Origin of the sequence: Pedobacter sp. BMA, from assembly GCF_001027745.1 — a bacterium.
Lineage (GTDB): Bacteria > Bacteroidota > Bacteroidia > Sphingobacteriales > Sphingobacteriaceae > Pedobacter.
Map to the genome: position 1 here is coordinate 153382 of NZ_LECU01000008.1, position 13787 is coordinate 167168.

At 40.5% G+C, this 13787-nt stretch carries 12 protein-coding genes; 3 read left to right on the forward strand and 9 right to left on the reverse strand.

The window, feature by feature from the left end; all coding sequences use genetic code 11:
- Positions 1 to 143 precede the first annotated feature (143 nt).
- From pckA to AB669_RS18890, 3 genes are all read right to left on the reverse strand, one after another.
- Complete coding sequence (gene pckA / locus AB669_RS18880) at positions 144 to 1739, reverse strand: phosphoenolpyruvate carboxykinase (ATP) (RefSeq protein WP_047800915.1); 1596 nt, start codon at positions 1737 to 1739, stop codon at positions 144 to 146.
- Positions 1740 to 1914: 175 nt separating this feature from the next.
- Positions 1915 to 2265, reverse strand: coding sequence for a translation initiation factor (locus AB669_RS18885; protein WP_047800916.1), 351 nt, complete (start codon positions 2263 to 2265; stop codon positions 1915 to 1917).
- Positions 2266 to 2282: 17 nt separating this feature from the next.
- Positions 2283 to 3164, reverse strand: coding sequence for a diacylglycerol kinase family protein (locus AB669_RS18890; RefSeq protein ID WP_047800917.1), 882 nt, complete (start codon positions 3162 to 3164; stop codon positions 2283 to 2285).
- Between the two features lie 226 nt (positions 3165 to 3390).
- On the opposite strand from AB669_RS18890, the gene metK reads away from it, so the two are divergent.
- On the forward strand, positions 3391 to 4641 hold the full coding sequence (gene metK / locus AB669_RS18895) for a methionine adenosyltransferase (RefSeq protein WP_047800918.1): 1251 nt from the start codon (positions 3391 to 3393) through the stop codon (positions 4639 to 4641).
- Between the two features lie 74 nt (positions 4642 to 4715).
- Here metK and AB669_RS22230 read toward each other — a convergent pair whose 3' ends face one another.
- The 3 genes from AB669_RS22230 to AB669_RS18905 all read right to left on the reverse strand — a co-directional run bounded on the left by AB669_RS22230 (position 4716) and on the right by AB669_RS18905 (position 6303).
- Positions 4716 to 4859, reverse strand: coding sequence for a hypothetical protein (locus AB669_RS22230; protein ID WP_156166787.1), 144 nt, complete (start codon positions 4857 to 4859; stop codon positions 4716 to 4718).
- Between the two features lie 293 nt (positions 4860 to 5152).
- Positions 5153 to 5674, reverse strand: a complete 522-nt coding sequence (locus AB669_RS18900) for a biopolymer transporter ExbD (protein ID WP_047800919.1) — start codon at positions 5672 to 5674, stop codon at positions 5153 to 5155.
- A gap of 98 nt (positions 5675 to 5772) precedes the next feature.
- Entirely contained in the window at positions 5773 to 6303 is a 531-nt protein-coding gene (locus AB669_RS18905; protein ID WP_047800920.1) for a superoxide dismutase family protein, read from the reverse strand.
- A gap of 117 nt (positions 6304 to 6420) precedes the next feature.
- On the opposite strand from AB669_RS18905, the gene AB669_RS18910 reads away from it, so the two are divergent.
- Together AB669_RS18910 and AB669_RS18915 are read left to right on the forward strand one after the other, a co-directional pair.
- Positions 6421 to 6768, forward strand: coding sequence for a hypothetical protein (locus tag AB669_RS18910; RefSeq protein ID WP_047800921.1), 348 nt, complete (start codon positions 6421 to 6423; stop codon positions 6766 to 6768).
- A 102-nt stretch (positions 6769 to 6870) separates the two neighbouring features.
- The gene (locus AB669_RS18915) at positions 6871 to 7722 is read left to right on the forward strand and encodes a DMT family transporter (protein ID WP_047800922.1); all 852 of its coding nucleotides are present in this window, start codon (positions 6871 to 6873) and stop codon (positions 7720 to 7722) included.
- Positions 7723 to 7747: 25 nt separating this feature from the next.
- Here the strand turns inward: AB669_RS18915 and AB669_RS18920 are convergent, their stop codons facing one another.
- The 3 genes from AB669_RS18920 to AB669_RS18930 are packed head-to-tail and all read right to left on the reverse strand — an operon-like array spanning position 7748 to position 13787.
- A complete protein-coding gene (locus AB669_RS18920) occupies positions 7748 to 8602 on the reverse strand; it encodes a family 16 glycosylhydrolase (RefSeq protein ID WP_156166788.1) in 855 nt (284 codons plus the stop codon).
- On the reverse strand, positions 8592 to 11738 hold the full coding sequence (locus AB669_RS18925; protein WP_047800924.1) for a glycoside hydrolase family 2 TIM barrel-domain containing protein: 3147 nt from the start codon (positions 11736 to 11738) through the stop codon (positions 8592 to 8594). The genes AB669_RS18920 and AB669_RS18925 overlap by 11 nt, the downstream gene beginning before the upstream one ends.
- A gap of 54 nt (positions 11739 to 11792) precedes the next feature.
- Positions 11793 to 13787, reverse strand: a complete 1995-nt coding sequence (locus AB669_RS18930) for a RagB/SusD family nutrient uptake outer membrane protein (protein WP_047800925.1) — start codon at positions 13785 to 13787, stop codon at positions 11793 to 11795.

Consider the following 13787-nt stretch of genomic DNA (forward strand, 5'->3'; position numbering starts at 1 on the left):
GTTACTTAAGATTTAGTTTACGGTAACCAACTAGTGTATATAACAAAAAAATTGCCTCAGCCGGAGGCAATTCTTTCACAATAAAAACTAAAAAAAATTCCATTTGCAAATTTTTAGCACAAAAAATGCATTTTAAAGTGCTTTTAACACAATTTTAACGCTTCATCGTATCTTTTTGATACTTTGGCATTCTCAAATTGAGTAAAATTCTCCGCAAAGGCCTTATGCAACTCATAAGCTTTTAAGAAGTATTCTTCTTCACTGTTCCATGTTTTCGAGGGGTCTAAAATTTCCTTCGGCACGTTAGGGCAATGTAAAGGAATCATTAAATTAAAAACATGGTGCTTTTTATAGTGAAGATGATCGAGTTCGCCACTCAGCGCGGCAGCGATCATTGCCCGGGTATAGCCTAGCTTTATACGTGAACCAACTCCATAACCACCCCCGCTCCAGCCTGTATTTACCAACCATACCTTTACATCATTTTTCCTCATCTTCTCTCCCAGCAATTCGGCATACTTTGTAGGATGAAGCGGTAAAAAGGCCTTACCAAAGCACGCTGAAAAAGTAACCTGAGGCTGGGTAATTCCTGTCTCGGTGCCCGCCACTTTCGCGGTGTAACCACTCATAAAATGAAACATAGCCTGTTCTACATCTAACCTTGAAATAGGTGGTAATACACCAAAGGCATCGGCGGTAAGAAAGAAAATGTTTTTAGGGGCTGCGGCTACAGATGGTAAAACTGCATTGTCTATAAAATCTAACGGGTAAGCCACACGGGTATTCTCCGTTTTCTCCACATTGCTGTAATCAACATCTTTCGTTGAAGGAAAGAAATTAATATTTTCCAGCAGTGCACCGAATTTTATCGCATTAAAGATTTGCGGTTCCTTCTCTATGGTTAAATCAACACATTTAGCATAACATCCGCCTTCAAAATTAAATACAGCATCGTCTGCCCAGCCATGTTCATCGTCGCCCACCAGCATCCGTTCCGGGTCGGCCGAAAGGGTGGTTTTACCTGTCCCGGATAAACCAAAAAATATAGCTGTATCTCCGCTCTTACCAACATTAGCTGAGCAATGCATGGATAAAGTATTTTTATACATAGGGAGAATAAAGTTTAATACCGAAAAAATTCCTTTCTTAATTTCGCCTGTATAACCGGTTCCACCAATCAATATCATCTTCTTTGTGAAATTAATAACAGAGAAGTTTTCCTGACGCGTACCGTCAATTGCAGGAATGGCTTTAAAGCCCGGAGCAGCAATAACGGTCCATTCCGGAACAAAACCCAGCGATTCCTTTTCAGGGCGGATAAAGAGGTTATTTGCAAAAAGATTCTGATAGGCGGTTTCGGTGATTACCCTTAATGAAAGTGAATGATCCGGATGTGCACAGGCAAAGCAATCTCTCACGTAGATTTTTTGATCGCGAAGGTAATAGGTTATTCTTTCGAATAGGCTCTCGAAGTGCTGCTGGCTCAACTTAATGTTGATATCGCCCCACCAAACCGAATCTGCAGTAACCGCATCTTCAACAATGAATTTATCTTTGGGCGAACGGCCGGTAAACTTTCCGGTATCAACCGCCAAAGCTCCCGAAGAGGCTAGTGTACCCTCCTTGTTCAACAACGCTTCATCAATTAGCTCCATATGAGATAATTGGTACTTTACAGCAACGTTTCTACCAAGATTTAGGTAAGCTAAATCCGGCGCTTGCAGTTTCTTTTTGCTCATAACAATAAGTTAGTTAGTGAGACAAATGTAGCGCCTTAAAAAGCTAAAAAACAAATAAAAACCAACAATAATTTACATATTGTAGCAATTACACTAACATTAAAACAACTGATTATCAGCCACATAAATTGATTTATTAACACATTTAAAATCAATAAAAATACACTAAGTAAATTTAGCCTCCGGCCTTTTTGACCTTATACCCCTCTTTTTGGAGAATCCCCATTACCTTATCACGAACATCACCCTGAATCATAATTTCTCCATCTTTCACTGATCCGCCAACCCCACATTTGGTTTTAAGCGTTTTACCCAGCACATCCAGATCCTCTGACCGCCCACGGAAACCAGTAATAAGTGTTACGGCTTTACCGCCCCTGTTCTTCTTATCCAGCATTACCCTTAAATCCTGCTGATTATTCGGTAAGGTCGTGGCATCATCCACTTCTTCTTCGTATTCAAAATCCGGATTGGTAGAAAACATAATTCCCCCCAAATCACTTAAACTGTTTTTTTTCTGTTTCATAAAATTAAATGAAATGCTTATGGAACGATAATATTCAATGAAAGTGGGTTAATGTGCGTTTCGATGATTTCGCCCATCTCCAAAGGCTCTCCGTCAACATGCACAGCACCTGCTTTCTCTCTTGTTATTTTAACCTTTTTACCTTTGATAATTTCGATCATGTCCGATGTTTCAGCCTTACCACTTAACATTACATAACCTAAAACAGGCAGTTTTATTATTGGAAAAGGTTTGATTATGCATATATCCAGCAAACCATCTTTTATCGAGGCGTTCGGTGCTACATAAACATTGTTGCCGTACTGAGATGAATTGGCCACACTAACAGCAAATGCTTCCCGTTTAAATGTTACACCATCAATGTTCAGTATATACTTTTCGGCCTTGTAATTAAACACTTCCTGAAATCCAAGTTTTACATAGCCAGACAGCCCTCTTTTTTTATCTTTTGAAAACACAGCGCTAAGGTGTGCATCGAAGCCGATACCGGCAAGATTAAAAAAGCATTTACCATTAAATTCGGCCGAATCAATCTGATCAACCTGGAAGTTGTTAATGATATTCAGGGCATAGCGAATATTATTGGGGATTTTTAAAAAGCGGGCCAGTCCGTTTCCTGAACCCAGAGGTAAAATACCAAGTATTTTGTTGTGCTTTAAAACCTGTGTTGCCACCTCATTAATGGTACCATCACCTCCTGCAGCAACAATAACGTCAAAGTTTTTAACTGAAGCTTCATCAGCCAGCTCGCCTGCATGTCCGGGGTATTCTGTAAAAACAAAATTCGGACTAAATTTCTCCTTGTCGAGGTATTTGTCAATGAAATCAGGGATAGCCTGCTTTCCCCTTCCACCCGAGATGGGGTTAATGATAAATAGGATATTGATCTTTGTATGCAAAGTGTAAGAATGAACGCACAAAATAATCTATAATTTTTGAAATAAAGAAAATATGCTAATTTTGCACACGTTAAAAGTGGATTGATTTGCTATCCCGAATCATCGGGACCGGATTGCAACCACTTAAAAAAATTGCTAATACCTCCTTTCAACCCGTTTACTACCTGTTTAAATAAGGGGTTTGGCAATTACAATAATTTTATTAATCACTAATAATATATAATAAATGTCGTATTTATTTACATCAGAATCTGTTTCTGAGGGGCACCCAGATAAAATAGCCGATCAAATTTCGGATGCATTAATTGATAACTTTTTAGCATTCGACCCTGAATCGAAGGTGGCATGCGAAACCTTGGTTACAACTGGTCAGGTTATTTTAGCAGGTGAAGTGAAATCTAAAACTTATCTTGACGTTCAGCAAATTGCACGTGATGTAATTAAAAAAATTGGCTACACCAAAAGCGAGTATATGTTCGAGGCAAATTCTTGCGGCATTTTATCTGCTATTCATGAGCAATCGCAAGATATCAATCAGGGAGTAGACAGAAGCAGCAAAGAAGAGCAAGGTGCAGGTGACCAGGGTATGATGTTTGGTTACGCCACCAATGAAACCGAAGACTACATGCCATTGGCTTTAGACCTTTCACATAAATTATTACAGGAACTTGCTGTTTTAAGACGCGAGGACGACGAAATTAAATACTTACGCCCGGATGCAAAAAGCCAGGTGACTTTAGAATACGATAACGATAACAAACCTGTTCGCATCGATGCAATCGTAATCTCTACACAGCACGATGATTTTGATGAGGAAGCAACAATGCTTGCTAAAATCAAATCAGATTTAGTAAATATCTTAATTCCGAGAATTATTAAAAACAATCCGCAGTATGCGCATTTGTTTAACGATAAAATCCAGTACCACATCAACCCTACCGGAAAATTTGTAATTGGTGGCCCACACGGCGATACCGGTTTAACAGGTAGAAAAATTATTGTTGATACTTACGGCGGAAAAGGTGCACACGGTGGCGGGGCTTTCTCAGGTAAAGACCCTAGTAAAGTAGACAGAAGTGCAGCTTATGCCACCCGTCACATTGCAAAAAACTTAGTTGCAGCCGGTGTTGCTGAAGAAATTCTTGTTCAGGTATCTTACGCAATTGGTGTTGCAAAACCAATGGGTATCTATATCAATACCTACGGAACAGGAAAAGTTGGTAAAACTGATGGTGAAATTGCAAAGATTGTAGAATCTGTTTTTGATATGCGTCCGTATTTTATTGAGCAACGCTTAAAACTCAGAAATCCGATTTATAGCGAAACTGCTGCTTATGGTCACATGGGCCGTACACCAGAAACCGTTAACAAAACCTTCAGAACCCCTAACGGAGAAGAAAAAACCGTAACGGTAGAACTTTTTACCTGGGAGAAATTAGATTATGTAGATCAGGTTAAAACTGCTTTCAGCATTTAATCTTTCAACTTATAATAATTAAGGCCCTTTCGTTAATACCGGAAGGGCCTTTTCATTTGATTGAGGTTTGTTAATTAGCACAAATTATATTTCAACTCCTGATGCCTACCCTGTTCGATCACCGTCCCCTTTTCAATCACAATAATTTTATCAGCATGACTCATTTCCGTAGTGTTCATTTCTTGAACGTTAAGGTTTTTTAAACCTAAACTTTTCATAATAGGAATTTTGTGATTTTTTAGGTTCTCACTCTGTTGGTGGGCTTTTCAAGTTTGGCCCACGCTTGGCCAGGCATTAAAACGAATGTAACCATATCCGTGATAGATTTGTAGTATTAAACATATCCATATGCTTCAATCGAATTAGAAAAGAAAATAAAAACAGCTTAAAATAACTGCCGGGGCGTATTTTCTCGAAATTAACAAGTCGGGGAAATTGTATTCAAGTTATTCATTGAAATTTCAGCGTTTGTTATTCTTTTTATTCGCATCAAAAAACCATTCAACACCTGTTACAGCGCTTTTTCCTTTAAAAATGCTTCCTCCTGCGGCTGAAGATTTTTATCATCAATCGTATAAGATTTAATGTTGTTAATCTTCATCTCATCAACTAAGTCCACAAAATCTTTAAATACCGAATGTTTAGTCGGCTTGATGATCACAATCAGATGTTTCGAGGCCTGGATACTGGCAACAAGAGTTTTATACTTCCTAATCTCCTGGTCAATTTCCCCAACCGCGCTAATTTTCATATTAGCCGTAGCTGGCAAACCAATGTATGATACCGCACGGTTATTTTTACCAAGCAAAATGGTCATCGTCCTTGATTCGGGATAAGGTTCATTACAGTCATCGCAATCCACAGGCTTGGCCACGTCTGCAGCATTTAATTGCCCTAATGTAGTCGTGAGCATGAAAAATGTAGTAAGAAGAAACATCAAATCCACCATTGCTGTCAGGTCTACACGGGGAGATGATTTTTTTGTTCTCCCTTTAACGGCCTTGCCGCCTTGAGATTCATTTAAATTTGCCATAATGTTCAGGTTTTTTAGAGATGATGACAACCCACACGAAATTGCATAAAAAAGGGCAACTAAATTTTAGCTGCCCTTTTTTCCAATGTTAAATCGATCTATTTTATGGCCTCAATTACCCCGCAACCAACTCGCGGACCTGAATTTCCCGTTGGCTGTGTAACATAATCATCTGTTCCACCATGAACAATGATCCCACGGCCAATAATATTTTTGATATCGCCCTCCTGAGTACTCCACCGGTCTGTGGTAACAGAAATTTTTCCTTCACCTTTTTTGTCGAGCATAATGTTTCCGATGTCGCCACTATGGTAGGCCGCTGAACCCCATTTACCATGGTTCTCTTTTGTTGGGTTCCAGTGCCCATGGGTATTTTCGCCCATATCGCCGCAGTCACCATGTTCATGAAAATGAACAGCAACGTTGCTATCTGCCCTGGCCGCAAACTTAAGTTCCAGATCCATTTTTATTTTTCCATCGCTAAGTTCGTAAAACTTAACAGTACCAATAGATTTAGTGGGGTCAGCCGTTTCCGCAAGGTTTGCCGTAGCAATCTCTTTATCCGCTTTTGTACATGCACCAAAAAATGTGACGCCAGCAGCAGCTAAAATTAGAAGATATTTTTTCATACGATTATAATTAGTTTAATATCAAACACATTGATGTTCATTTGGTTTGATATTTAATGACCTACATTAAAACCATTTAAGAAACCACTTGTTTACTCAGTATAAAATCATATAACTATGGAACAGCCAATTGCAATGAACACTTTGAGCCAGATTTTGGAGAAATTGAGGCTGAAAGGAAATGATAATGAGTTAAAATTAACCGATCACGGTAAGATGCAAAGCAAAACGCTAAGCAAGATCTATAAACCTGAAGATTTAACGATTGTGAAAACTTATCGTTTTGAAGGTGATTCAGATCCTGCCGACAATTCTGTACTGTACCTTGTGGAGGATCAGGAAAAAAATATAGGATATATTCTGGATGCCTATGGCATTTACTCTGATAACCTCGGATCAGGATTTGACGATTTTTTAAAGAAAATCCCTACCGAGAATAGAGATGAACAGGAATTGTTCTGCTAAAAAGTGAAAAACAATTTTAAAGCGTAATGGATACCCCATTGCGCTTTTTTGTGCAATCTGGAATTAGATTTGCGTAAGTTTGCCGCTCATTTACGAGCCCAAATGAAAACCAGATTTAATATCCCTCCAATTCCGGCAGTGTTATTGTCGATTTTGAGTGTGCAATGCGGAGCAGCCATAGCCAAAGGTCTGTTTCCAGGCATCGGACCAATTGCTACCGCATCCCTCCGGATCGGTTTGTCTGCCATAATTTTATTGATTGCTTTCAGGCCGAACATATCGAAACTGAGCCATAAACAGTGGAAATATGTAACCCTCTATGGTCTGTGCCTGGGCGCCATGAATATGGTTTTCTACATGGCAATTGCCCGTATTCCTATCGGCCTGGGCGTTACCCTGGAATTTATCGGCCCCTTAGTTGTGGCAATATTCGGATCAAAGAAATTGGTTGATTTTGTATGGGTTGCGCTTGCTGCAACAGGAATAGTTTTAATTACCCCCCTAACCAATAATGGGCTGGATCCCATAGGAATTTTACTGGCTTTGCTAGCGGCGGCATTTTGGGGGGCGTACATCGTACTTGGTGGACGAATCTCAAAAATCATGAGTGGAGGCCAGGCCGTTTCCATTGGAATGGTATTTGCCTCAGTGCTTATCATCCCGTTTGTATTTTTAGACGGTGGACTGGCGCGCTTAAATCCCCATTTACTTACATTGGGCCTGGCGCTTGCTTTACTATCCAGCGCCATCCCATTTACCCTGGAAATCCGGGCTTTGAAACAGTTACCAGCCCGGACTTTTAGTATTTTAATGAGCCTGGAACCCGCAGTTGCCTCTATTACAGCTTTTGTATTTTTGCAGGAACGGTTATCACTGAAAGAATGTTTATCCGTTGCATTCGTAGTTATTGCTTCTGCTGGTTCATCCCTAACTGCAAGAAGAGCGAAGCTGTAGCTATGCTCAGAAAGACACAAATTTCCTATTTCTGATAAACCCGTACATAATCTATTTCAAAACGATTAGGAAAATGTGTCTTTGTAGGGTCACCCCCATTATCACCACCGATGGCCAGATCCAGCAAAATATAATGCTTCTGTTTAAAAGGATGCAAGCCAGCACGGTCGTCATTATCCAGATCACGTTGCTGAACTTTGTTCAAGAGCATATCGTCAACAAATAAACTAATCGATTCCTCATCCCAATCCATACGCCAAACGTGAAATTGCTTTGCCCACTTTTCGCTTCCTAACTCCGCTACAGGTTTAGTTTTGCTAAACCATTTTTGCTTGCCATCCTTAGCGGTACTGACCATGTTAGCCAGGATTTTACCTTTATAATATTCCATAATATCAATCTCACCATTGGCCGGCCAGCTCCCTTTCTCTCCCAGCGTCCAAAAAGCAGGCCAAAGGCCATCACTGATATTGATACGCGCACGCATTTCAAAACGGCCATACTGAAAATGTTGGAGCCCACGGGTAATCAGGCAGGCTGAGGTGTAATCGATATCTTTTCTGGATTTACGCCAGTCACGGCTCCCCGCAACAAAGTTCGGATTAGCCTTCTGTTCCTTTCTGGCCTCAATCACCAGAAAACCACCTTTACAAAAAGCATTCTCTGGCTGGTACCATTGATATTCATGGTTTCGCACAAAACCTTTCTCATAAGTCCAGTTGGGGGGGTTCGGAACTCCATCTTTCTCAAATTCATCAGCCCAAACCAGTTGGTATCCGTCAGTCGCAGAATTTACAACCTGCGCCTTTTTAATGGCGCAGGATTGTAATGCTAAAACTAAACTAATAAAGATGATGTGAAAGCGCGTGTTATTTTGCATCAGCCTGTGCATTGCCTAATAATGAAATGGTATAACTGTAGGTATATTTCTGATCTGTTAACCGATATTGTGCATGCGGATAGGCTCCCCAGCTGTCATCACCGCCTACTCCTCTTTGCTTCAGGTCAATATTCAGGAACAAATTATTCCTCACAGGTAAATCTGTCGGATGCTGTTGTTTTTTGGTTAAACCCGGATCCAAATCCTCAGTAGAGTGATTAATAGCTGTAAACGAAAGCGGTTGAGTACCCTCAATTTTAATTCCGTTTCCTTTATCATCTGTTAAGCTTAACCAGCGTACATCAGTTTTATTGCCACTTTCCTGCGGACGGATATATCCTTTATAATACTGATTCTCTACCTTATCCTCGTAAACACCTACAAAAGAGGCAAAATTACGGTCACTGTAATTTTCGTGAGGGCCTCTGCCATAGTATTTCAGATTATCGTACCATTTAGGAAGCTCCGTACGCATACCAAAACGTGGCAGCTCAGGTAATTCTCTACCAGCCAAATCCATAGTAGCCGTTACTTTTACCGACCCATCATTATTAATCAGATAATTAATCACGTAAGGAACTGCAACGCTATTCAGCACATAATTTACTTTAATTACCAACCCGCTATCGGCTTGTTTTGCCACGTCAACTGAAACCAGCTTACGGCTTTCATGGGCCGAACGCCAGATCCCTAATCTTTGAGGCATGTTATTGCCAAAATCATTATCGGTTGGCGCCCTCCAGAAATATGGCTCGGGAAAGCGGTTGAAGTCTCTACCTTTATTAATATTGTAATGAACAAATCGACCGGATTTGATATCAAACTCCCCACTTACGCCGCCGGCTGTAAAAGAAAGTTTGTTGCCTTCTGTTTTTACCTTTAAATCTGCAGAAGATCTTATTTCTTTAGCAAAGAAATTACCGGCATACCCGAACTGCTCTTTAGCCACTTCAAATCCGGCAGGAAGCATTGCTGTTGCTTTTTTGCTATATGCAAATACATTCAGAAAGTATTCTGTGCCGGCAACAGATTTAAACATTGGCAGGTTCAGCTGAACATCCTTTTTTGCATGCGGACTTAAACTTACGGCAAAAGCTCCTTCTTTAACTACTTTCCCATTGCTCAGTAGTTCCCATTTGAAACTATACTGATCAAGATTAGTAAAGTCAAATAAGTTTTCTACCGTAATATTCCCCTTTGAGGCAGTATTTGAAGTAAACAAAATGTTCTGATAAATTTTCTTGATTTCATAAGCTCCCGGATCAGGAATACGATCTGAGCTGATCATACCATCTGCCACGCCATTCTCATCGTTTTGCCAGTAAAACCCTCCTAAATCACCACCATAGGCCCAAAAAGTTTTTCCATTGGCATCTTTAGTTTTAATACCCTGATCTACCCAATCCCAGATGAAGCCACCCTGCATGTGTTTACTGCTTCTGATGATATCAAAATATTCCTGAAAATTACCATTGCTGTTTCCCATGGCATGGGCATACTCACACATAATATATGGACGGGTTTTGCTAGCATCGTTGGCATATTTCTTCATTGAACCGATACTTGGATACATCGGGCATACGATATCGGTGTTCCAGTCTTCACCAGCCTGCTCAAATTGTACCGGCCTGCTATTATCACGTTGTTTAATCCATTTGTAGTTATCGTGAAAAACCGGACCGTTACCGCATTCATTACCTAAAGACCAGATAATGATTGAAGCATGGTTCTTATCCCGCTCCACCATGCGCACCGTACGATCCACATGTGCCGCAGCCCATTCAGGCATATATGCCGGATGTTTAGCCTTATCGAACCAGCTTTGCCATTCAGCCCCCATTCCGTGTGTTTCAATGTTCGCTTCATCCACCAGATATAAACCATATTCATCGCATAATTTATACCATAGCGGATCGTTAGGATAGTGAGATAAGCGCACAGCATTGATGTTGAGCTCCTTCATTAAACGGATATCTTTCAACATCAGTTCTTTAGTAGTGGTGTGTCCTGTTACATCATCGTGTTCATGGCGGTTAACGCCGTGTACAAACGTAGCAACGCCATTAATCAAAAGCTGAGCATCTTTAATTTCAACTTTTCTGAAGCCGACTTTTGCACCAGTTACACTTACCTGTTTCCCTTTTGCATCATCTAAGGTTATAATACAATCATATAGGTTTGGCTGCTCAGCATTCCATTTTAAAGGATTTTTGATCGTGCCGCCAACTCTTACGGTTTGGATAGAATCTGTATTACTATTAAATGTTTGCTTTCTAGTGAAAACGGTTTTCCCGGTTTTATCCAGCAAGCTAACGGTAACAGCCCCTGTTGAAGGCGCATTTTTGGCGAATTTGCGAATATCAACATCCGCACTGAACAAGCCATCTGTATAAGTTTTATCTAAGTCGCCCTTTAAATAGAAATCCCAAACGGTTTGTTTTGGCATTGCATACAGATATACATTACGCTCAATACCACTTAACCGCCAGAAGTCCTGATCCTCAAGGTAACTCCCATCCGACCAGCGGAAAACCTGAACAGCCAGCACGTTATTGCCCGGTTTTAAGAAGTTGGTAATATCGAACTCGGCCGGTGTTTTAGAAGCCTTGGTCATGCCTACCTTTTTACCATTTACGTAGATAAAGGCGCAACCCGAAATTGATCCGAAATGAATTATCGTTTCTTTACCCGACCAGTTTTCGGGCACCGTAAATGTTTTCCTGTAAGTTCCAACCGGATTGTTTTCGCCAATAAAGGGTGGATTCTTTGGGTGTGGATAAGTAATATTTGTATAGATTGGAATACCAAAACCATTCAGCTCCCAGTTCGATGGAACAATTAAATTTGCCCAGCCACTATCGTCCAGTTCAGGCTTATAAAAGTCTAATCTTCTATCGGCATATTTATCTACATAAAGGAACTTCCAGTTGCCGTTTAAAGATTTAAAGTACGGAGATTTTGTATAGTCATCGTCAAGTACATCTTTTTGCTTATCAAAAAGCATAAAGGCAACATGCGGTTTTTCCTTTCCCTGGTCAACTAAAGCAGGATTTTCCCAGTCGTTCTTCTGCGCCATGAGAGGCTGCATAAACAATAACGAAAGGAGTGAGAGGGGAATAAAATTTTTAAGGTTCATGGTGTAGAAAATTGTAATGGCTACAGGTTTCACAAAACCTGCAGCCAGAAAATATTAAAGTCCTGTAGGTATTGAGCCACCTGCGGTAGACCAACCTGGATTCTGATAAATAGGAGAAGTTGCAAAATTGCCTCCTGTTGAGGTAATATTAAAATGCTGCGTGGCAATAGGACTAAGGTAATGAGCCATCGTCCATCTTGCCCCTTTATACGAGTCAGCATTTGAACGAATTTCCTGTGGCCTCAAATACAGACTCAATGCCGGATCCGAAACAATTGCTTTGGTATCGGTCGCGCCATAAATGATCTGAGCAGCGGTATACCATGATCTCATCGGGCCCCACAATTTGAAACCTTCAAAATGATAAGGAGTAGTGATCATTTGATCCATAGCTCTCCAGCGTTTTAAATCCATGAAGCGAAGCCCTTCAGCCATTAACTCACTCCTTCTTTCCCGGCGAATATTATAGAGCGTTGGAGATACCAGTGCATTAGCTGAATAGGCACCCCAATCCTGGGTTTCTCTCGACATCACAGTTGCAGATATCGTTTGTTGGAAATCAATATTCACCTTTGCTCTCGCCCTTAGCTGCTGCCAGTATCTGGTTGCATCAGCATCAATCAGTCCATTTTTTTCGTAACTCGCTTCAATATAATTGAGATAAGCTTCGGAGGCCCTAAAGGTAATGCTGCCAGTATACCCCTGGCCGTTATTTGCCTGTGCAGCATCATAACTTAAGCCTTTTCTAATGGTATAACCTGTGGTATACTTCTGCTCATAACCAGGTTCATAAATCCTTGGGGTAGGTTCAATTGCCGTTGCATGTGTACCTTGACCGGCATTTAATAATACGTTCTTTTGACCAGGTTCCTTCAAAAATAAAGTTAACCTTCCATCTCTGTTTTTTCTTACATCCGCAATGTAATCGTCACCCTGGTAATTACTTCCTGTAGCATAAATGGGTAGGCCATTATCCATAAGGAAGCTCTCCACCATACTTCTTGATAATCCAACGGCATAATTACCCGCTTGGGCATACACCGGTACATTGTGCGTAACTAATCCCGCAGCATATTGCCTCCATAATAAAACCTCACTATAACCTGACATGTTAGTAGCACTGAACATATTGAAATAAGGGTTCTCATTATTTGGCGATTCAATGGTACCTGTATTTGAAACCAGTGCTATAGCGTCAGCAACAACCTTGGCAGATGCCATGGCCTGAGTTAAAAAGTAGTCAATTTCTGATTCAATTGTCCCCGATGGAAATTGATAGCTCGCGTTATAATCTTTAGCTTTACCAGGCCAGTTCTGTCCATTAGGCACAAAAGCTGTTCCTTTGAAATATTTCAGCCAAGTGCCTTCAAAAAGGGCAACACGCGACTTCAATAATTGAGCACATTCCTTGGAAATTCTGTTTTTTGATGATACCGGAGAAGCTTTTAAAAGCAAAGCTGCAGAATCAAGATCGGATATAATAAACCTTGCAACTTCATTGCAGGGTTGCCTTTTACTAATTTGCGTTAGAATTTCCTTTTCGTCAGGATACACTCCTCTCACTATTGGAAAATCACCCAGCGTTTGCAGCTTTTTAAAATATTCATATGCCCTCAAAAAATAAATCTCACCAATGTATTGTTTAATGTTGTCGGCATTTCCTACAATTTGCCCTGCTTTCCAACGGGGCAGCACTGTATTCAAAAAATAATTTGTTTGGTAAATATTGGTGAAACTCCAATCCCCACCAGTTGCTTCGACACGCCATAGCCCTGGAATAAACTTATTATCTAATGCCGGAATCACCATATTGTCGGTATTTCCATCAGTACCAAAAGTTCCAAATGACCAGTTTCCATGTGATGGAAGAATATCGGGATACCGGGCAACGGCATACGCAGCAAGCTGGCCTTCTTCCTGAAGATATTTTTCAGGAGTAATGTTTGACATGGGTTCCTTATCTAACGCTTTTTTGCAAGCCCCAAATAAAAGGATAGTAGCAACTAAAGCTGCTAAACGAATATGTATTTTAACTTTATAAAAATTCAT